This is a genomic window from Moritella sp. 36 (assembly GCF_018219415.1).
In the GTDB taxonomy this organism is placed as follows: Bacteria; Pseudomonadota; Gammaproteobacteria; order Enterobacterales; family Moritellaceae; genus Moritella.
Map to the genome: position 1 here is coordinate 2,394,436 of NZ_CP056120.1, position 19,327 is coordinate 2,413,762.

General features: G+C 37.8%; 20 protein-coding genes, 2 pseudogenes and 1 other annotated feature. Of the genes and pseudogenes, 16 read left to right on the plus strand and 6 right to left on the minus strand.

Annotated elements, in window-relative coordinates:
* Window positions 1-12 precede the first annotated feature (12 nt).
* Window positions 13-924 (minus strand): ATP phosphoribosyltransferase, encoded by a 912-nt coding sequence (gene hisG, locus HWV03_RS10790; RefSeq protein WP_211679714.1) that lies wholly within the window; start codon window positions 922-924, stop codon window positions 13-15.
* A 37-nt stretch (window positions 925-961) separates the two neighbouring features.
* Window positions 962-1,081, minus strand: a sequence feature (His leader region).
* Between the two features lie 491 nt (window positions 1,082-1,572).
* Between hisG and HWV03_RS10795 the strand changes: the two genes are divergently transcribed.
* Window positions 1,573-2,424: a PhzF family phenazine biosynthesis protein gene (locus tag HWV03_RS10795; protein WP_211679717.1), complete on the plus strand. Its 852-nt coding sequence runs from the start codon at window positions 1,573-1,575 to the stop codon at window positions 2,422-2,424.
* Between the two features lie 132 nt (window positions 2,425-2,556).
* On the opposite strand, the pseudogene HWV03_RS22770 reads toward HWV03_RS10795, so the two are convergent.
* Window positions 2,557-2,813 (minus strand): annotated as a pseudogene (locus HWV03_RS22770) (IS110 family transposase); the annotation flags it as partial.
* 219 nt (window positions 2,814-3,032) lie between these two features.
* Between HWV03_RS22770 and HWV03_RS10800 the strand changes: the two are divergent.
* Window positions 3,033-3,428, plus strand: coding sequence for a hypothetical protein (locus HWV03_RS10800; protein ID WP_211679719.1), 396 nt, complete (start codon window positions 3,033-3,035; stop codon window positions 3,426-3,428).
* A gap of 114 nt (window positions 3,429-3,542) precedes the next feature.
* Here HWV03_RS10800 and HWV03_RS10805 read toward each other — a convergent pair.
* A pseudogene (locus HWV03_RS10805) lies at window positions 3,543-3,734 on the minus strand (IS110 family transposase); the annotation flags it as partial.
* 130 nt (window positions 3,735-3,864) lie between these two features.
* Between HWV03_RS10805 and HWV03_RS10810 the strand changes: the two are divergent.
* The 10 genes from HWV03_RS10810 to HWV03_RS10855 all read left to right on the plus strand — a co-directional run bounded on the left by HWV03_RS10810 (window position 3,865) and on the right by HWV03_RS10855 (window position 11,195).
* Window positions 3,865-4,269 carry a GFA family protein gene (locus HWV03_RS10810; protein ID WP_211679723.1) on the plus strand — a complete coding sequence of 135 codons (405 nt, stop codon included), beginning with the start codon at window positions 3,865-3,867 and terminating at the stop codon, window positions 4,267-4,269.
* A gap of 98 nt (window positions 4,270-4,367) precedes the next feature.
* Window positions 4,368-4,808, plus strand: a complete 441-nt coding sequence (locus HWV03_RS10815; RefSeq protein WP_211679725.1) for a GNAT family N-acetyltransferase — start codon at window positions 4,368-4,370, stop codon at window positions 4,806-4,808.
* Window positions 4,809-4,925: 117 nt separating this feature from the next.
* On the plus strand, window positions 4,926-5,558 hold the full coding sequence (locus HWV03_RS10820) for a LysE family translocator (protein ID WP_211679727.1): 633 nt from the start codon (window positions 4,926-4,928) through the stop codon (window positions 5,556-5,558).
* 183 nt (window positions 5,559-5,741) lie between these two features.
* Entirely contained in the window at window positions 5,742-5,888 is a 147-nt protein-coding gene (locus tag HWV03_RS10825; protein ID WP_211679729.1) for a hypothetical protein, read from the plus strand.
* A 49-nt stretch (window positions 5,889-5,937) separates the two neighbouring features.
* Window positions 5,938-6,351, plus strand: a complete 414-nt coding sequence (locus HWV03_RS10830) for a GNAT family N-acetyltransferase (protein ID WP_211679731.1) — start codon at window positions 5,938-5,940, stop codon at window positions 6,349-6,351.
* A gap of 173 nt (window positions 6,352-6,524) precedes the next feature.
* Complete coding sequence (locus HWV03_RS10835; protein WP_211679733.1) at window positions 6,525-7,043, plus strand: GNAT family N-acetyltransferase; 519 nt, start codon at window positions 6,525-6,527, stop codon at window positions 7,041-7,043.
* 61 nt (window positions 7,044-7,104) lie between these two features.
* Entirely contained in the window at window positions 7,105-7,560 is a 456-nt protein-coding gene (locus HWV03_RS10840) for a GNAT family N-acetyltransferase (protein ID WP_211679735.1), read from the plus strand.
* A 40-nt stretch (window positions 7,561-7,600) separates the two neighbouring features.
* Entirely contained in the window at window positions 7,601-8,845 is a 1,245-nt protein-coding gene (locus tag HWV03_RS10845; RefSeq protein WP_211679737.1) for an MFS transporter, read from the plus strand.
* Window positions 8,846-9,093: 248 nt separating this feature from the next.
* Window positions 9,094-9,921, plus strand: a complete 828-nt coding sequence (locus HWV03_RS10850; RefSeq protein WP_211679739.1) for a hypothetical protein — start codon at window positions 9,094-9,096, stop codon at window positions 9,919-9,921.
* 428 nt (window positions 9,922-10,349) lie between these two features.
* Window positions 10,350-11,195, plus strand: a complete 846-nt coding sequence (locus HWV03_RS10855; protein WP_211679741.1) for an MBL fold metallo-hydrolase — start codon at window positions 10,350-10,352, stop codon at window positions 11,193-11,195.
* A gap of 57 nt (window positions 11,196-11,252) precedes the next feature.
* On the opposite strand, the gene HWV03_RS10860 is transcribed toward HWV03_RS10855, so the two are convergent.
* Together HWV03_RS10860 and fdxA are read right to left on the minus strand one after the other, a co-directional pair.
* Window positions 11,253-11,696, minus strand: coding sequence for a hypothetical protein (locus HWV03_RS10860; protein ID WP_211679743.1), 444 nt, complete (start codon window positions 11,694-11,696; stop codon window positions 11,253-11,255).
* A 214-nt stretch (window positions 11,697-11,910) separates the two neighbouring features.
* The gene (gene fdxA, locus HWV03_RS10865) at window positions 11,911-12,234 is read right to left on the minus strand and encodes a ferredoxin FdxA (protein ID WP_211675445.1); all 324 of its coding nucleotides are present in this window, start codon (window positions 12,232-12,234) and stop codon (window positions 11,911-11,913) included.
* Between the two features lie 223 nt (window positions 12,235-12,457).
* Here fdxA and HWV03_RS10870 point away from each other — a divergent pair, with 223 nt between their 5' ends.
* Complete coding sequence (locus tag HWV03_RS10870; RefSeq protein ID WP_211679745.1) at window positions 12,458-14,074, plus strand: NAD(P)/FAD-dependent oxidoreductase; 1,617 nt, start codon at window positions 12,458-12,460, stop codon at window positions 14,072-14,074.
* Between the two features lie 119 nt (window positions 14,075-14,193).
* Here the strand turns inward: HWV03_RS10870 and HWV03_RS10875 are convergent, their stop codons facing one another.
* Complete coding sequence (locus HWV03_RS10875) at window positions 14,194-15,297, minus strand: phosphoribosylaminoimidazolesuccinocarboxamide synthase (RefSeq protein ID WP_211679747.1); 1,104 nt, start codon at window positions 15,295-15,297, stop codon at window positions 14,194-14,196.
* 342 nt (window positions 15,298-15,639) lie between these two features.
* On the opposite strand from HWV03_RS10875, the gene HWV03_RS10880 reads away from it, so the two are divergent.
* Genes HWV03_RS10880 through HWV03_RS10890 form a run of 3 tightly spaced genes read left to right on the plus strand, consistent with a single transcriptional unit; the run spans window position 15,640 to window position 19,143 of the window.
* Entirely contained in the window at window positions 15,640-17,550 is a 1,911-nt protein-coding gene (locus HWV03_RS10880) for an ATP-dependent DNA helicase (RefSeq protein ID WP_211679749.1), read from the plus strand.
* A 12-nt stretch (window positions 17,551-17,562) separates the two neighbouring features.
* Entirely contained in the window at window positions 17,563-18,267 is a 705-nt protein-coding gene (gene tsaB / locus HWV03_RS10885) for a tRNA (adenosine(37)-N6)-threonylcarbamoyltransferase complex dimerization subunit type 1 TsaB (protein ID WP_211675468.1), read from the plus strand.
* Between the two features lie 6 nt (window positions 18,268-18,273).
* Entirely contained in the window at window positions 18,274-19,143 is an 870-nt protein-coding gene (locus HWV03_RS10890) for an alpha/beta fold hydrolase (protein WP_211679751.1), read from the plus strand.
* Window positions 19,144-19,327: the final 184 nt, after the last annotated feature.

The window sequence follows — 19,327 nt, forward strand, 5'->3', positions numbered from 1 at the left end:
GCATGCTTGCTACTAACCGAGCATTTTCTCAATTGGTAATACTAAAATTGAACTTGCGCCTAACTGTTTAAGTTCTTCCATTGTTTCCCAGAATAACTTTTCGGTACTTACCAAGTGTACTGCAACTGTATCGTCAGTCGATGCAAGTGGTAATACAGTAGGGTTTTCTGCACCTGGAAGTAGGGCTATTACCGCATCGAGTTGTGATTTTGGTGCGTGTAGCATGATGTATTTACTTTCTTTTGCTTGCATTACACCTTGAGCACGTACCATCAAACGATCAACCAATGCTTGCTTCTCTTCAGATAAGGCTGCTTTTGCTTGGATTAGCACGGCTTTAGAGTGGAAGATGTCTTGCACTTCTTTCAGGCCGTTAGCTTCAAGTGTTGCACCGGTTGATACTAGGTCACAAATCGCATCTGCAATACCAGCACGAGGAGCAACTTCAACTGAACCATTGAGCATGACTGATTTAAAATTAACGCCTTCTTTATCTAAGTAGCGTTTTAGTAGTTCAGGGTATGATGTTGCAATACGTAACCCTTCTAGTGAGTGCGGGCCTTGGTAGTCAAACTCTTCTGTTGCAGCAATAGATAAGCGGCAACCACCAAATGTCATGCGTTTAAGCAGTTTGTATTCAGCGGGTTCACCAAGACGTTTACGTTCTAGTTCTTTTTCTTCTAGTTCGTTTTCACCAATGAAACCAAGGTCAGCGACGCCGTCCATGATTAAACCGGGAATATCGTCATCACGTACACGTAGAAGGTCAACGGGCATGTTTTCACAGTGTGCGATCAGACGTTGTTCGCGCATGTTAATTTTAAGGCCCATTGCTTTAAGTAGGTTTTGGGATTCAGTGCTAAGACGGCCTGATTTTTGAATTGCGATTCTTAGTCTTGGTTGTTCATTTTTGATTTCTAACATAGTAATCCTTTAACCTTGTCAAAATAATTGTCTATAAACGAAAAAACCCCCGGAAGTTCAATCTTCCGAGGGTTTTTCTAAATGAGTTCCGGAAGTTTGCATGCATACACCTCCAGTCAACAGCCTGAAAGCTAATCAAATATGATGATGGTGATGCACGTTTACTTTCAGGTTGTTATTCATAATGTTTTTCCAGTTAGTATATTGTTACTAATAAGTGTGGTTGAGTTCACAATAACAATCTAGGATAAAATTGCAATGCTTTTTGGCGAATTATTTATAAATTATCTTCCATTACTGCTATTTAGTATTAAAAGTACTTATTTATTGCATTATCTTAATTAGGCAATATAGGGACTTGTGTGCATATTCAATCGTAGGATCAAACCAACCGCTTTAGCGCCGTCACTCATATCAATTTCCCATATACGTTGTTGTGGATAAATTTCACGATAAGGTCTGTGACCTGGTTTTATTTGATTTAAAACCGCTATTTTCCATTATCTATTTGTAATTAATAGTATATTTGGTACTGTTTATAATAATTAAATTAAACTGGATTTCATGTTATACGGGATTCTGTATAACAAACTGTTAGGGTTACTCTTTGAGAGCTCTTTTCAATCTTAAAGGAATAAGTGATAAATTATGAAGTGTAAACTAGTGGATGTTTTTGCTAAAGAGAAGCTTTCTGGTAATGGATTGACAATATTTTATGATTACGACTCATTAGATGATCATAAAATGCTTTCACTAACACAAGAGATGCGCCAATTTGAATCAATATTTGTTTCAGTAAATGACGATGAGCTATCCGTTAGAGCAAGGATATTTACTGTAGAGGAAGAATTAGATTTTGCTGGTCATCCCATTATCGGTTTAGCTGCCCATTTACATGAAGAGTCAGGCGACTGTAATCCAAGAGAGTGGAAAATAGATTTAAACAAAAAATCTATTAATGTAAAAACTAAAAAGACTGCTAAATATTTCTATGCGTCTATGGCACAAGGAAAGCCTGAATTTATTCGTACACTAAATAATGACGAAAAAGAAAAGGTTCTTTTAGCTTTAAATTTAACACAAAAAAACGTGGCTAATTATCCATTAGAAGTGATTTCAACAGGGCTACCTTATCTAATTGTTCCAATATCTAGTGGTATAGACAATGCAAAAATTTTGGTCTCTGATTTTGAATTGTTATTAGAAAGCTTTGGAGCAAAGTTTGTATATGTTTTTGATATAATCAATTTCGAAGGTAGAACGTGGGATAATGATGGTGCCGTAGAAGATATTGCAACAGGGAGCGCTGCTGGACCAGCTGCCGCATACCTGACTAAACATTTATTATCGCCTTCAGAGCAGCCGGTACTCATATCACAAGGTCGCTTTTTAGGAAGGCCTAGTCAAATAGAAGCTTTTGTGGAAACTAAAGAAAATTCAATATCCAACATTTGGATATCAGGTGAAGTTATTAAGGTTGCAAACATAAGTTTTGTATAGTTTTTAGGTATAAGCCGTCGGTGATTGTGCCACACCCGATGCTTGATCCTATACGCTAACTCAACAATTTTATCATGCAGGCCCTCTCGATACCCTTAATTTAGGCTCTACGGGTGTCAGCACTATTTCATGCTATATCGCCCTGATATAGGCAATCATCTCCCGCGGTATTGCCGTGATAATCACGTTATCGTGTTGCCTCGACGCCACAGCCTAAGCTGTACTTTCCATGCGATATCAACAATGGTTTTACCTAGGTCTTCCTGTCGAAGTTACAGCTCTTTGGATATGTTTGCTGCAAAACGATAGGTGTGCCCCTTCGACCAGCAATTACCACTCTTGGTGATAGATCCGAACTTACGACTGCCACCACTGCTCCACGAAGTTGGAGGCTAGCACCTTGTAGGAGTCATTATGTCTAAGCAATTAACAAGAAAAATACAATGCTAGATTTCTAATTTATAGCTAATACAAACATTTAAATAAGCTTTTGTTAGTTATTTAGTTTGGTTTTATTACTGTTTTTTGATCTTTATTAGTATTTTTAATATCTATACGGCAACATTAGAACCAATCAATCAAATACAAAGATAATAAAGGAAAGTAATATGCAGTTATGTATAAAGAATAAACTATCTATTGTGAGCGGGCTTGGAGCACTACTCGGCTTTATATCATATATATTGATGAGTTTAATGCCATCACTTCAGCGTGAGTGTTTGCTATATATAATTACTCCTATCACTTTCATATTAGCTTTACTGTTTAGTATTGATGATACTATGCTTTTAGGTAATGAAAAACCAAGAGGATTATGGCCTGCGATGTCAAGTTTAAGCAGCTGTTTATCAGCAATTTCATTCGGATATATAGCGTTTTCGAGTGAACAATTTACTGGTATATATAACCTTGCTTTTATATCAAGTTTATTGATTTTTATTCCATATATCACTTTTGAGTTCATTGATTTCGAGCAAAACACATCAACGAACAAAGAGAGTTAATGACAATGTAAACCTCAGAGCTAAATAAAAAATTGTGTAATACAACTTTTTATTTACTCCGGTTTATACTTTTTTTTAACCACTATTAATTGCCAAATCCCAGAGTCTAAGCACATAAACGAAGTGTAGGGTTGCATGTGGATATTTTGATTCGAACCGACGAGCCAATTTTGTAACCGATTGTTTAGTTGGTGTATTCTTGCCTAGGTTAATTTTTTTGACGCCCCGCACATCTTCAATATAAGCGACCTCAATAAATAATTTGCGTGTGTCCATGCCAATAAAAACTATGTTATGTTTACTCATGCTAGTCTCCATTAATATTTTGTAACAAATATATTATGGCTCTGGTTTTAAAAACTAACCCACGAAGTTGGAGGCTAGCACCTCGTGGGAGTAATTATGTCTATGTGGAATAAATTATGAGGATTAAAGAATGAAAATGACGGGAAGTTGTTGCTGTGGGAATATACATTTTGAAGTTCTAGAGAAACCAAAATATATTGGTTATTGCCATTGCAGTATATGTCAAAAAATTCACGGGTCTCCATTTTCTGCCTTCGCAGCATTCTCAACCAGTTCATTTAATATTATTAAAGGGAGTGAATGTTTAAGCTATTTTCAATCCTCTGAAAATGTACGACGTTCGTTTTGTTCAAACTGTGGTTCTAAAATAATATTTGAACACAAATTAGAAAAATCGATATGGATTTCAGCTGGAAGTTTAGATTTTGATCCAGGGTTTAAAGCTAGGTCGCATATGTTTACAGATTCAAAGGCTCCTTGGCATGAAATTAATGATGATCTTGAGAAGCATAAACAGTTTCCGAACTATACATAACAAGTTTGTGAACGCAGATTTATTTACCGGTGCTCCGTACGACAAAATAAACTGATTACAAAAGAGTTAAGTGTCTTCATCTATCTACGAGGTTCAGTGTGATCGAAATTGTATCTAAAAATAATATTATGGAAGTATTACCTTTGATTCGTGCTTATCAAGAGTTTTACAATGTCGCTGATATTTCAGATTTTAAAAATGAAGTGTTTTTCTCTCAATTTGGCGAGTCTAACCCTGCGGGTTGTCAGTTTATTTATCGTGATAATGGTATCGTGGTTGGTTTTGCTACAGTATATTTTTCTTACGCTTCAAGTATTATTTCCAAGGTTGCTGTATTAAATGATTTATATACTGTGTCGGGCTTACGAGGTAAGGGAGTCGGTAGAAAACTAGTAGAACATTGTCATAAATACGCATCTGAAAATAATGCGTCAAGGCTTCAATGGGTAACAGCTCCAGATAATGAGGTCGCACAAAAGCTTTACGACTCAATGGATGCTAGTAAGAGTAATTGGCATTTTTATGCATACAACACTTAACAAACTGTTAAACAAAGACAAAATACAGTTGGTTTTTGCTCCTTCGTCGCGTATTTTAACCAACTGATATTTGCTCAGTATTAGGGCGTTATATTTACATCTATCAAGGAAGATCTGATGATTCCATTTGAAACACTAATGCTTTTTCTCGTAACTACATTTGTAGTTGTACTTTCGCCTGGACCTGCGGCAATTGCAGTAACAGCCGAATCTGTATCTAATGGGTTTAAGAGGTCTTTTTTAGTAATTTTAGGTATTGCCACTGCAAACGTTGTATTTTTCGTTTTGTCAGCAACCGGAATCGCGGCGCTTTTAATTGCCTCGCATACTCTTTTTTCTATAATAAAATGGATGGGCGTTGCATATCTTCTATATCTTGGTTTCACTGTTATTTTCAGCCATGCGGGACCTTTGAGTATAAATACATCCAGTAATAAAAAAGGCAGTGGATATAAAGTGTTTTTAAAAGGCTTTGTTTTAGAGTTATCTAACCCTAAGGCTCTTTTATATTTTTCGGCGTTGCTACCCCAGTTTATTGACATATCTAATCCAATCCTGCCTCAGTTAGCATTACTATGTTTAATTACGCTTATTTTAGATCTTTTTTGCTACTCTTTTTATGGATATTTGGGGTTCAAATCAATCAGTGTTGGTGTAAAACCTGCGATTATTAAATTTATTAATCGTTCTGCTGGAATGATGCTTATTTTTGCAGGAGTAAAAATGGCATCTGTGGAAAATGAAATATAACAATAACTTACAACGGAACAAAGACAGTTGTCTATGTTTCACTTCGTTGTACTATTTTAGCCAACTATTTTGTCAGCTTAAGTGGACGTTAGGCGTCACGGAGTAGATTCATGGAACTAGTTAAAATATACCCACCTAGCATCTAGTGGGGAGTCATTATGTCTATGTCTTTCAGGAGATGCCATGAAGTTTTATCGTGCTGAAGAATATCAGGTATCTTGTGAAGAGCAGTTTCAGCGATACCTCCGGGAGATACTGACGTTGTTTCCTGATGCAGTTATTGAGCATATTGAGGCATCTGAGTACCGCTTAAAAAGTCAGCCTTTGTAGAGCACGTCTTAGCACAGGCACAACCAATCAATTCGAGTTTAGGTAGTATATGGAATATAAATTAGATATAGAGCCATCAGATAATGATATCAATGAGATCCGTTGTGGTTTAATCAAGCATAACACTCCATTTTTGGGCGGTATTATCAAGTCAAAGGTTAGCTACTACGCCGTAGAGGGGGACAAAAAAATGGGTGGCATTGTCGCTGACCTTTGGGGGAATTGGTTACTTATTAAATTCCTTTGGGTTGATGATTCCATGAGAGGTAAGCAAGTCGGTAGCGAGCTTCTTCATCTTATTGAAGAGTATGCAAAATCAGAAGGGTGTAAGTCAGCACTTGTTGATACATTAAGCTTCCAAGCCAAACCCTTTTATGAAAAGCATGGGTACAAATGCCAAATGGTGTTGGAGAACTACCCTTTAGATTCATCGCTTTCATTCCTCACCAAATCGCTCATTTAGGTTTTAGCGTTATCGGTCGTTCGCCATTAGATGGGCAAGGTAATCCTTTCCCGTTAATCCATATGGCGTTAACCGACACATAACAAGAAAATAAACGAGGGCACGTAACAGTTGGTTACGTTTCGCTATATATTTCAGCCCATTATTTGGGCATTAGGCATCAAAGGATAGACATGAGTAGTCTGAATATAAGAGTTCTAAATAAGGAAGACTGGGCAATTTATAAAGAACTCCGCCTCTTATCTCTACAAGACTCGCCAGATTCGTTTGGCAGTAGTTATGAACATGAGGTTCAGTTTCCTAATGAAGAGTGGGTTTCTCGTCTTGATCCTGATAATCGGGCGAAATATGCACGGCCACTTATTGCAGAGCTAAATGGTGTTGCAATAGGTCTAGCTTGGGGAATGCTTCACAGTCCGAGCGATAAAACAGCCCATATCTATCAAATGTGGGTTTCTTCTCGTGTTCGTGGTCAAGGTGTTGGTCGATTATTGCTTAACAAAATCATCGAATGGACAAAAAACTGTGGTTTGGATTATATTTCTTTAGCAGTAACAACGACCAATATGGCCGCTGTTCATCTATATAAAACGATTGGGTTTGAGCCTTGTGGGTCATTAGAAAGGCTCCGAGAAATATCAGTGCTGTCTGTTCAACCAATGAGATTGAAATTGTGTACTAATGTTGCCTAACAAACGCTTGAATACAGCGGATTAGAGCGTCTTAATGTCTATGTGTTCTCAAGGGGTAAGTATGGATATCCAGTTTAAAAGTGCTTCTGAGATGAAATATGCAGAGTCACTAACTCAGTCCAATATGTCTCGTTATTATTTAACTCGGAATATCGTTTGGGATAGCAATTTGTATAAAAATAACTGGGCCCAATTGGATAATTTTGACATATTCGCGGATGGACTTCGTGTTGGTGTTGTTCGTTTTAGTTATAACGAATCAACCACTTTTCTACGAGATTTACAGTTAAGTCCAGAATTTCAAGGAAAGGGAATTGGAAGTAAAAGTCTCGATATTATTGTTGAACATGCAAGGCAGCATAAATCGACAAAGTTACTTCTTCGCGTTTTTAGTGAAAACCCAGCCGTCAAACTATATAAAGAAAAGAAGTTTACTCAAACCGTAGACGTGAATGGGTTAATAGAAATGGAGCTTACCTTAAGTTCAAGCTTGCCCTTTAGCATAACCAGAGTTTAAAAACGGAATGAAAACATTTTCCAAATATTTTAGGCGTTTCATGATTCAGAAGTTTTTGTCAGCGATTTCGATTTATCGTGGTTTACCGAAAAATATCTATTATCTAGCGGTCGCAAGAATGATTTTAGGAATGGGTAATTTTATCATTCCCTTTTTAGTTTTATTTTTAACAGATAAGTTGGGTTATTCAGCTACGGTCGCAGGCTCTCTAGCTATGGGGGTTACTGGGACTTATCTTTTGGGTAGTTTTTTAGGTGGGAAGTTATCGGATATATTAGGGTATAAACTGGTCATGGTTTTCGGTGAGTTTATAGGGGCTCTATTACTCATTTTCTGTGGTTTCTTTTCTGATGCTCCTGTATTGGTGCCAGCATTTTTATTTGGTGCTTATTTCTTTATTGGTTTGGCATTACCAGCAAGTAACGCTTTAGTCGCAGATCTATCAAATGCGAATAATCGTGATGCGGTCATGTCGTTGAGCTATCTAGCCTATAATTTTGGTTCAGCTTTAGGTCCAATTATGGCGGGGTATTTATTCTGGAATTATACCGAATGGATATTCTTTGGTAATGGTTTCGCCGCATTGTTTGGCGTTTTGATTGTGGCTATGTTTATTCAGGTACAACCTGAAACTGAACCTATAAAGGAAAGTGAGTTAGAAAAACCTGTTTCTGGCTCTGTCTGGTCTGTCCTGAGGGCAAGACCAAGACTATTGTTTTTCACTTTCCTTTGCGGATTATTGTGGTACTCATTAAATCAAATGACGATGGCAAGCCCGCTATATTTGAGCCATATATTTGGAGACGAGGGGCCCATTGTATTTGGGCAGCTAATGACCTATGCGTGTGTATTAGTTGTATTTATTACGCCAATGTTAATGAAGTTTACGGCAAATAAAGCTGAAACAATCAGCTTGGCATATGCAGGTTTTATGTTTGCATTTGGATATATGCTAGTAATGCTGTTCCCAAATATTCCCGTGCATTTTCTCGCTTGGTTATTTCTATCTGCCGGTGAAGTCCTGCTGTTGACGAAAGAGGGCATATATTTAGCTAATAACTCTCCATCTCGTCATCGAGGGCGAATCCAAGGTGTACTGATTACGCTCCGAAGTGTTTTGGTTATGCCAAGTTTTATCGTTATCGGTTACTTTATCGATAATTATGGTTACCGTTTTACTTGGTATAGTGTGATCGCAATTTCAATTGTTGCTGCTATTGGGCTTTATGTAATGACAATCAAAAACAAGCAGGGTCCTGTAGTTGCTATTGAAAAATATTCATAACAAGCAATCAAGGTCATCAATTTTATTAGGCAATATTGTAAAGACTTATGGTATTGCTTTTCGTCGTATAGATCATATCTGAGCGTGGAACAGTATTACTTAGCCACTACATAGCACTACAAGCTTTAAGTGAGTCACTTGTTAAAATCCTACCTATGTGTACCGACAGTAATAGTCCTGTAAACCATCTAATTTAATCTTATTCGCCTACACTTAGCAGATAAAATAACTAAATGGTGATAACTAAGATGTTTAATACAACATTGTGTACCCGTTTATTCATCCTGACATGCCCCTTTACAACTCAGCTTTATGCCGCCGACTGGAAAATGAATGCAGGTGTGCATGATTTTTTCGTCGCTCAGGAAAGCTCGCATACGTTCGGTGCTGGGGTTGGACTTGTCGTATTACACACAACAGAGAATGAGATTCTGTTAACTGGAAGTGTTGATGCTTTTATTGATCGAGATAAGGATGAGCTTGATCAAGACCATATTCCTATTTGGTATCAATTTAAGTTGTTAAGTAAAGCCTTACTCGCGCAGCTTTCTAAAGACGCATCGGTTAATTGGTTAATAGACATCAAGGGGAGGTGCAATACAGTAAGTGCAGTAGAGCAAGAGTTTAAGTTGATGCCGGGAATTAATCTCCAGTACGACTCACCTTCTTTGTCTGTAGCCTCGGCGTTTTTAACGGGTTATTACTTCTTAGAAATAGATGATGATGCGCCGAAACAACGTGGTTACGCTCGAGAGGATTTGCAAAATAAAAGCGGGGCAATGTCACTCAGTGCGGATGTGCGCTTTGCTTTAAGGGAAAAGCTGGAAATGAACGCATCAGCGCAACAATGGCATGATGGCGATGCCTGGCTTGAAAATCAATATGCGTTTAGCCTAGTTTATAATACAACTGATTGGATTAAAAAGAGCAGCACTATTATCAGTGCCGTGTACAAAAAATATAATTTAGATCCTTATGATAATAAACCCGCGAGTGCACCTGATTATCAAGCGATATTGGCTTGGGATAACGATATGGTGATCCGCGCTTATATTAGCTTCCCACTAGGTTGGTGATGTCAAAGGCTGCAATTCTTCCTTATCAAACATTGATAGCTAACTCTGTATGGTTATAAAGCAGGGGGGCGTCCATATGCGCCTTAGTACAATAACTTTAACTCGATTCTGCCCCTTTCTGCGTTAGAGATTCTACTCATTCATATTGACACTTCGCCATACATTTTATCATGTAAGGAATGGGATAGATTTGTCATATCACAACTGCTCACGCGAGCTCAATAGGAAGGCAAGCCTTGATTAGATATAATACAAAGCGCTTCCCCCATGCGACGGTATCTCATATTATTAAAGCATTAAAGAGGGCTTTTATCTGAGTGGTGAAATGGCTGTTAAGTAGTTAGTAACATTAATAAACTAGTGTAAATAATGGCACCTGAAAATTCAGGTATAGTAGACTTAACTAAACAATGGTTTAGGAAGTCAATATGATACTGACAGCGTTAATTGATAATACTCGATTAGATGATAGAACAGACCTTACGGTTGAAAGAGGGTTATCTTTTCATATAAAAACGATGGGGCAAGAAATTCTGTTTGATGCTGGTAGCAGTAAAGCCTTTTGTGATAATGCCATTTTATTAGGCATTAAGATGGAAGATGTTGATACTGCAATTATTTCGCACCGTCATCATGATCACTGTAATGGCGTCACTCATTTCCTTGACCGAAATTCTCAGGCTCAGGTCTATTTCCGCGAATGTACAGAAACTGATTATAGTTTCAAAGCGTTTGGTTTCAAAAGTAATGTGGGTATTGATAAAGCATTATTAAACAAGGCTAGTGGTCGATTCAGCTTCATTAATAAAACTACTGAGATACGGCCAAATATTTTTATTATTACAAGTCTGAGTCGTAAGTATGAACAGCCAAAAGGTAATAAATATCTCTTTACTGATTCATGTGATGGCTGTAAACCCGACACATTTGACCATGAGTTACTCTTAGTCATCAAAGAAGATGATGGTCTTATAATATTTACTGGTTGTGCTCATAGTGGGGTGCTCAATATGATTGAAACCGCTATTGAATTGTTTCCAAACACGAGAGTTAAGGCTGTTGTCGGTGGATTTCATTTGGTCGGACTACCTTTATTTAATAGTATTGGCGGAACAAAGAAAGACATAGAGGCAATTGGTGAAACCATGCTCACTTATCCAATAGATAAGCTCTATACTGGCCATTGTACAGGTATGAAAGCCTATGAAATATTAAAAGGTGTGCTTGGTGATGCCCTTGAGTACTTCCCAACAGGACGCCGCGTAATTATTTGACTTAACAGGCCGCTGAGACCCTCTCCATAAATTATGAAGAGGGGAAGGACTATAGTATCAATCTAAAAGACCTAATAACAAGGCCGCAGCTGCTGTTTGTAAAGCTTCATCATCATCTTTAGCGTTTTTAATCACACCGACTTCTTGTAAAGAATGTGGATTATTACCTTTATACACCTTGCCCCACTTAGCACTATAGCTAGTAGAGCTCGCACATTCGTATCGACCTACTTCTTGACCAAAAACATCATAAATTTTGTGCCATTTAGCACTGTAACCTGTTGTTGATTCATTTTCCCATTTTCCAACTTCGTTTGAATCTTTGTACACTTTTCCCCATCTAGCACTGTAACCTGTTGTTGATTGACTTTCGCATTGTCCAACTTCGGTTGAACCTTTGTACACTTTGCCCCATTTGCCACTGTAACTAGTAGAATGTGCAGTTTCAAAGACCCCAACCATTTCTGAGTAACCTGAATCACTTTTGTAAATATCAGCCATTTAATCATCCTTAATTTTAGTGAGAATATCTAACGTGCTGAATGTATCACGAAGAATAACTCCTAACCTATTGATTATATGACTAAGATTGAAAAATGTGATTCAACATCAGTTAGCTGGATTTTTTGTCCTTATATACCTAATTTACTGGGTACACTATTTTCATAAGGTTAGAATAGATGGATTTGGGTTACATGATAGGGTATAGCAATTATTAGCGCTCGAGTAAGGACAGCTTATTTTCGACGCCATCCCATACGTCAGCATCTGCTGGTGGCTCGCATTTATCCGTGATTACAGGCCATAGTTCAGAGAGCTCTTCATTTAATTCGATAAATATCTCTTGATCTTCAGGCACTTCATCTTCTTGGAAAATTGCATCGACAGGACATTCTGGTACGCAAAGTCCACAATCAATACAGGCTATCGGATTTATGACTAAAAAGTTTGGTCCTTCATGAAAGGCATCAGCAGGGCATACAGGGACACAATCACCATGTTTACATTTAATACAGTTTTCGGTTACGACAAAAGCCATGATGCTTGTTCCTCAATTTTCAAAGTGCTGGCATTATACGTAAGCACGACTTAAAAGCAATTAACATCCTATAAAGGCAGTAAAAGAGGCTTGAAAAACAACCTAATTTCAAATAATAAAATGCATATTTATTAATAATAACGTAAAATACCCGCCCTAAGATTTTAGTTTTCTGGCTAGTGCTCTAACAGCGCGATGCACTTTGATATTTGGATAATTTTCTATGTTACGTTTAACCGATGTAAAACTTCCGCTAGATCATGATGATCAAGCTATTAATGAATATATTTTACAGAGATTGTCACTTCAACCTGAACAATTGATTGAATATACTGTTTTTCGTCGTGGTTATGATGCACGTAAACGTGATGTGATTATCTTAATGTACACATTAGATATTACGTTGGCTGATAGCGTAGATGAGCAAACGCTTCTGGCTAAGTTTGAAAAAGATCAACATGTTCGTATTACCCCTGATATGGAATACAAATTTGTTGCTGAAAAAACAGAAGAGCTAGAGCAGCGTCCTGTTGTCATTGGCTTTGGCCCATGTGGTTTATTTACTGCGCTAATTCTTGCTCAAATGGGATTAAAACCAATTGTACTTGAACGTGGTAAAGAAGTTCGTGAAAGAACGAAGGATACATTCGGATTTTGGCGTAAGCGTGAATTAAACCCTGAATCGAATGTTCAATTTGGTGAAGGCGGTGCGGGGACATTCTCTGACGGCAAACTGTATAGCCAAGTTAAAGATCCTAAATTTCATGCTCGTAAGATCTTAACTGAATTTGTTAAAGCAGGCGCACCTGAAGAGATCATGTATTTAAGTAAGCCACACATTGGCACATTTAAACTGGTTACTATGATTGAGCGTATGCGAAAAGATATCATTGCGCTAGGCGGTGAAATTCGTTTTAGTGCTCGTGTTGATGATATTTTAATTGAAAATGATCAAGTTACAGGCGTTGAACTTGCTGGTGGCGAAATTATTGAAACAAACCATGTTTCTCTGGCTATTGGCCACAGTGCGCGTGATACATTCGAAATGCTACAAAAACGTGGTGTTTATCTAGAAGCTAAACCTTTCTCAATAGGTTTCCGTATTGAACATAAACAATCAGCAATAGATAAAGCTCGATTCGGTAAAAATGCGGGTAACCCACTACTAGGTTCAGCCGATTATAAACTTGTTCATCATTGTAAGAATGGCCGTTCAGTTTATAGCTTCTGCATGTGTCCAGGCGGCACTGTTGTTGCTGCAACGTCAGAAGAGGGTCACGTTGTTACCAATGGTATGAGCCAATATTCACGAAATGAAATGAATGCGAACAGCGCTATCGTTGTTGGTATCACACCAGAAGATTACCCAGGTAACCCATTGGCAGGTATAGACTTACAGCGTAAGTGGGAAAGAAATGCGTTTGTTATTGGTGGTAGCAACTACGACGCTCCAGGACAAACTGTAGGTGATTTCCTTACTGGTCGTGGCGAAGGTGAGTTTGGTGATGTGGTTCCTTCATACAAGCCAGGTCTTAAATTCACAGACTTAAGCAAAACTCTTCCTCCGTTTGCTGTTGCAGCTATTCGTGAAGCCATTCCTGCTTTTGAAAAGAAAATTAAAGGTTTCTCTTCGAAAGACGCAACACTAACGGGTGTTGAAACTCGTACATCATCGCCTGTAAGTATTAAACGTGGTCGTGATTTCCAAAGTGTTAGCACGAAAGGCTTATATCCTGCTGGTGAAGGTGCTGGTTATGCTGGTGGCATTTTATCTGCGGGCATAGATGGCATTAAAGTAGCGGAAGCAATGGCGCTTTCTATGCTTGTAAAAGAAGCTTAATTACTTATTTAGTGAGTTTAAATAAGTTTTAGAAAATCGGTATTAAAAAAGGAGAGCTAATTAGCTCTCCTTTTTCATTTTAACGTTTTAATCAATCTGCGATTTGATACCCGCAGGTATTAGTCGATAAGATTATAATCGTTACGTAATATTTCAATGATTTCAGCTTTCGGATTATCAGATAAAATAATCTTTTCGCCAGTGATCTTCTCTGCGATATTCAAATAAGTTTCAGAAACAGACATTAATACAGATGTCGGTAATACATTATGTTCAGCAAGCGCTAAACGTTCATCCATTCTGTTTTTATTGAGTAAAATATCTGGCTCAGGGAAGTGGTTAAGTAATAACTGACGGAAACCTTCTTTTGAGTTTTCAACCACATCACCTTCACGGAAAGCGGCTGCATCCCAAATACGTGATGAATCCGGTGTACCAACTTCATCCATATAGATAAGCTTGTCTTGACCTTTACTGTCTGTTACATAGCCAAATTCGAATTTAGTATCAACAAACATTTGGTCAACATCCGCTAATGCATCACTGATTACGTTAAAGCCTTCTTTTAGTAACTTTTCGTAGTAAGTAATATCATCAGGCGATTTGAAGTTAAATGCTTCGTAGTTATCTGAAATGTTTTTGCGAGTGATATTAACATCATCGACAGCTGGAACACCTGGAATGCCTTCTAAAATACCTTTAGTTGACGGTGTAATGAGTAGCTCTGGTAATTTTTGGTCTTTAGTTAAACCTTCAGGTAGTTCAATACCACAGAAATTACGCTCGCCTTGACTATAAGCGCGCCACATAGAACCTGTGATGTATTGGCGGCAAATAGCTTCAATCATTACTGGTCTGGCTTTTTGAACGATCCAAATGAATGGGTGAGGGATATCAAGAATATGGCTATCAGCTAAACCGTTTTCACGGAAAGACTTAAACCAATGGTTTGAAATTGCGTTTAACGCCGCACCTTTCCCAGGTACACCGCGCATGCCGCCTTCACCGTGCCAAATGCATTCAAAGGCAGAGATACGGTCACTAATAACCATAATTGCAAGTGGTGCATCCGCCGCTACATCGTAACCTTTTTCTTCGATCAAGCGACGACTGTCAGCTTCAGTTAACCAGTAAACAGAACGCACTTTACCGCTGTGAACAGGTTTATCTGTACGGATCGGTAAATCATTGTTTACAGCTAATACTTTATCAGCAAGACTCATTGTTAACTATCCTTATTGAGTTTAATCGTTTAAATAAAACTTACACCTAAGTAACTTGGAAGAGTTTCTTTCATTTTCCCTGAAGGCTCTTCCAAGTTACTTTGGACTAATTTAGCTAGATTCGAGGTGTTGCTGTCGATTTGACGGCGATTTTACCAGATGTGGAGAGTGATGCCACTATTACTGATTAATTTTGTTAAAAAGAACAAACTATAAGGAGGTGACTTTCTAAAATAGGGTCGAAAAATAACCATAAACTCGATTTTATAAAACATCAATTTGATTATTACGACGAGTGATGATATTAAATGCTGTCTTATAAAACTATATGGAAACTTGTTTGTGATAGAGCAATATTTTTTATCGGGTGGCGCTTTAGCCAAGGTCATCGATGGCTATACCGCTCGTCAACCACAAATAGATATGGCAAAAGCCATTAATTCAGTGATCACAAACAAGGGAAGTTTAATCGTTGAAGCTGAAACGGGGACTGGTAAAACGTTTGCCTATCTAATACCAGCATTGATTAATGATAAAACAACAATTATAAGTACGGGTAGTAAAAATCTTCAAGAGCAATTATTCAATCGCGATTTACCCTTTATTATTGATGCATTAAATAGCAAAGCTAAAACGGCACTACTAAAAGGACGTAATAACTATTTGTGTACAGACCGTTTAGCTCGTTTAGGGCGAGAAACTCAATATCAAAATCAAACTATATTAAGTGATTATGTTAAAGTAAAGGGTTGGTCCAATATCACTATTAGCGGTGATATGAGTTCAGTGCCGGGTCTTAAAGACGACGCTGAAATTTTACCCTTAGTTACCTCTACTAATGATAATTGCTTAGGGCGAGATTGTCCTGACTATGACGATTGTTTTTTAGTCAAAGCGCGCCGTAAGGCGCTTGAAGCGGATGTAGTGGTTGTTAATCATCATTTATACTTTGCTGATTTGAATGTTAAAGACTCAGGGTTTGGTCGACTCTTACCAGACGCTGATGTGATTGTTTTTGATGAAGCTCACCAAGTACCAGATATTGCTTCAGAGTATTTTGGTAAAAGAATCACCAGTAAACAGATACAAGCACTTTGTAAAGATGTGCAGTATTTAGGGCGAACAGATCTTAAGGACTCAATACAAGTAACTAAAGCTGCGAATGGTTTAGCGAATGCTACGCAAGATTTAAGATTGAGTTTTTCGATGGAATCTGGACGTGGAAATTGGCGGCATTTATTCACTCAACAAGCGGTAATGAAAACGATTATACGCTTTCAAGATCAACTCGACTTCATATATGAAGTGATCAAGCTTAATCTTGGTCGAACGGAACTTGTCGATCAATGCTTTGATCGCGTGGTGGAAATTAAAGCAACATTTCAACAAATAATGGCGGTTAATAATACCGGCGAGAGCTATTGGTATGAATGCACTAAGCGAAACTTTACTTTAAATATAACGCCACTTAATATTGCAGAACGTTTTAGCGCTGAACAAGAAAAAAGCAAATCAACCTGGATTTTTACTTCTGCGACATTAGCTGTCGATAATGGTTTCTCACATTATCGCCAACAAATGGGACTCGCAGATGCGAAAGAGTTAATTCTAGCAAGCCCATTTGATTATCACAACCAGGCAATGTTGTGCGTACCGCGTAATATACCTGAGCCAAATGATCCAAATATAGCCCGTATACTGGTTGAAAAATTAGCACCTATTATTATAGCCAATAAAGGTCGCTGTTTTTTCTTATGCACAAGTCATTACATGATTAGGCAAGTAGCGAGTTTATTACAACAACAGCTGACTATGCCGATCTTTGTCCAAGGACAAGATAATAAACAAGTCTTACTCGACCAATTTATTGAGCACGGTAATGCGTTACTGATTGGGACATACTCGTTCTGGGAAGGTATCGATGTACGTGGGCAAACATTAAGCTGTGTTATTATTGATAAATTGCCTTTTGCGTCACCAGATGATCCCCTTTTACAAGCGCGTATTGAAGATTGCCAGCGTAAAGGAGAAGATCCTTTCTCTGCATTGCAAATACCAAAGGCTGTTATTAATTTAAAGCAAGGAGTAGGGCGTTTAATCCGTGATGTCAAAGACACGGGATGTGTTATTATTTGTGATACACGTATCGTCTCTCGTGGATATGGCGCAACGTTTATCAATAGCTTACCCGATATGCCACGAACCAGAGATATAAATAGCGTTTTATCTTTTATTAAGAAAACTAACAATTAGAAAGTGAATTTTATGAGTAATATTTTAGCACTAGATACATCAACAGAAAATTGTTCTGCCGCATTGAGCATCAACGGCCAAGTATTAGTGAGAGAGCTAGAAAGCCCACGCGAGCACACTAAGCGTATATTGCCTATGGTCGATAGCTTATTGACTGAAGCAGGGGTTAAATTAAAAGATTTAGATGCACTCGCATTTGGTCGTGGACCAGGCAGCTTTACCGGTGTTCGTATTGGGACGGGGATTGCGCAAGGTTTAGCATTTGGTGCTGATTTACCAATGCTACCAATTTCAACCCTGGCAGCGATGGCGCAAGGTGCTCATCGTTTACACAATGTAACTGACGTATTACCGGCAATTGATGCACGTATGGGCGAAATATACTTTGCTCATTACAAGCTCAATGGAGCTGGCGTAATGACATTAGTTGATAAAGAAATTGTAGTTACGCCAGATCAGCTATTGGCTGATTTTAATAAATCAGAAACTGCATTCCATACGCTTGGAACGGGTTGGTCTACCTATGCTGAACAACTTGCTGATTTAAGCGTTGCTCAACTAACAGCATGTGAAGGTATACAGTTCCCAAGTTCACAAGATATGCTCATTATTGCAGCGGCTGAATTCGAACAAGGGAATGCGGTTTCAGTTGAAGATGCTATGCCTGTTTATGTTCGCGATACAGTAACCTGGAAAAAACTACCGGGTAGAGAGTAAATTCTAATGAATAGCTTTAGTATAGAGGTCAATGGTAAAACTATTGCTGGTTTACGCTATGGTGATAAGTCTAAACCTATTTTACTGGCTGTTCATGGGTGGTTAGACAATGCTGCAAGCTTTATTCCTCTTGTTGAAGAACTAAAGTGTAATTTAGATGATGGCTCATTACCCTATCAATTGATTGCGATAGATTTACCCGGTCATGGTCATTCTGATCATAAGAGAGGTCATTACAATTTCATTGAATGGGTAGAGGATCTTTATCAAATAATTAAAACACAGCATTGGGGCATCGTCAGTATAGTTGGGCACTCAATGGGCGCAATGATAAGTTCCATTTTTGCAGCGACATTTCCAGAACTTGTTAATCGTTTGATACTAATCGAAGGGTTGGGCGCAATTTCAGCAGAAGCTGAACAAACAGTAAACCTATTGCGCAAAGGGATAGAAAGTCGTTATAATTACCACCAAAGTGTTACTTGTGGTGCTAATGCTTTCACATTGGAAAAAGTCGTTAAAGCACGTTGTTTTGTTTCTGATTTGACGGAGCAAAATGCTGTATTGATATGTAGAAGAAATTTAATTATTAATACAGAAAAAATAACATGGCGATCTGATCCTAAGCTAAAACTGCGATCTTTGGTTAGGTTGACAGAGCCTCAGGTTATTGATGTTTTATCATCTATATCAACAAGGTGCCTGATTATTGTTGGTGATAAAGGTTATCCTTTAATTGTTGAGAAATTGAAGTTAGACATATTTAATAAAGAAAATTTTGATATTTTGACACTTACCGGTGGGCATCATGTTCATATGGATAATGCTGTCGAAACTGCAAGTGCGATCGTTAAATTTGTTGATAAATTAAAATAATAGTTTATTTAATCGATAAAAATAGAGTTTATATTATCTAATTCTAAATAATGAAGATTTAAATAAGCGTCTAATATAGATATTTCATTTGTTAATTGAGTGTTAATCAATTAAGATCTGTTCACAATAAATAATTTCATCAATAGCGGCTAAATATTATAAATGGATTAATAATACTTAGTCG

Bases quoted from the DNA above. Each gene is read 5' to 3' on its own strand.
- hisG (WP_211679714.1), bottom strand. From the start codon at position 924: ATGTTAGAAATCAAAAATGAACAACCAAGACTAAGAATCGCAATTCAA.
- tsaB (WP_211675468.1), top strand. From the start codon at position 17,563: ATGAGTAATATTTTAGCACTAGATACATCAACAGAAAATTGTTCTGCC.
- HWV03_RS10875 (WP_211679747.1), bottom strand. From the start codon at position 15,297: ATGAGTCTTGCTGATAAAGTATTAGCTGTAAACAATGATTTACCGATC.
- HWV03_RS10845 (WP_211679737.1), top strand. From the start codon at position 7,601: ATGATTCAGAAGTTTTTGTCAGCGATTTCGATTTATCGTGGTTTACCG.
- HWV03_RS10835 (WP_211679733.1), top strand. From the start codon at position 6,525: ATGAGTAGTCTGAATATAAGAGTTCTAAATAAGGAAGACTGGGCAATT.
- HWV03_RS10820 (WP_211679727.1), top strand. From the start codon at position 4,926: ATGATTCCATTTGAAACACTAATGCTTTTTCTCGTAACTACATTTGTA.
- fdxA (WP_211675445.1), bottom strand. From the start codon at position 12,234: ATGGCTTTTGTCGTAACCGAAAACTGTATTAAATGTAAACATGGTGAT.
- HWV03_RS10855 (WP_211679741.1), top strand. From the start codon at position 10,350: ATGATACTGACAGCGTTAATTGATAATACTCGATTAGATGATAGAACA.
- HWV03_RS10830 (WP_211679731.1), top strand. From the start codon at position 5,938: ATGGAATATAAATTAGATATAGAGCCATCAGATAATGATATCAATGAG.
- HWV03_RS10810 (WP_211679723.1), top strand. From the start codon at position 3,865: ATGAAAATGACGGGAAGTTGTTGCTGTGGGAATATACATTTTGAAGTT.
- HWV03_RS10840 (WP_211679735.1), top strand. From the start codon at position 7,105: ATGGATATCCAGTTTAAAAGTGCTTCTGAGATGAAATATGCAGAGTCA.
- HWV03_RS10825 (WP_211679729.1), top strand. From the start codon at position 5,742: ATGAAGTTTTATCGTGCTGAAGAATATCAGGTATCTTGTGAAGAGCAG.
- HWV03_RS10870 (WP_211679745.1), top strand. From the start codon at position 12,458: ATGTTACGTTTAACCGATGTAAAACTTCCGCTAGATCATGATGATCAA.
- HWV03_RS10860 (WP_211679743.1), bottom strand. From the start codon at position 11,696: ATGGCTGATATTTACAAAAGTGATTCAGGTTACTCAGAAATGGTTGGG.
- HWV03_RS10795 (WP_211679717.1), top strand. From the start codon at position 1,573: ATGAAGTGTAAACTAGTGGATGTTTTTGCTAAAGAGAAGCTTTCTGGT.
- HWV03_RS10890 (WP_211679751.1), top strand. From the start codon at position 18,274: ATGAATAGCTTTAGTATAGAGGTCAATGGTAAAACTATTGCTGGTTTA.
- HWV03_RS10800 (WP_211679719.1), top strand. From the start codon at position 3,033: ATGCAGTTATGTATAAAGAATAAACTATCTATTGTGAGCGGGCTTGGA.
- HWV03_RS10850 (WP_211679739.1), top strand. From the start codon at position 9,094: ATGTTTAATACAACATTGTGTACCCGTTTATTCATCCTGACATGCCCC.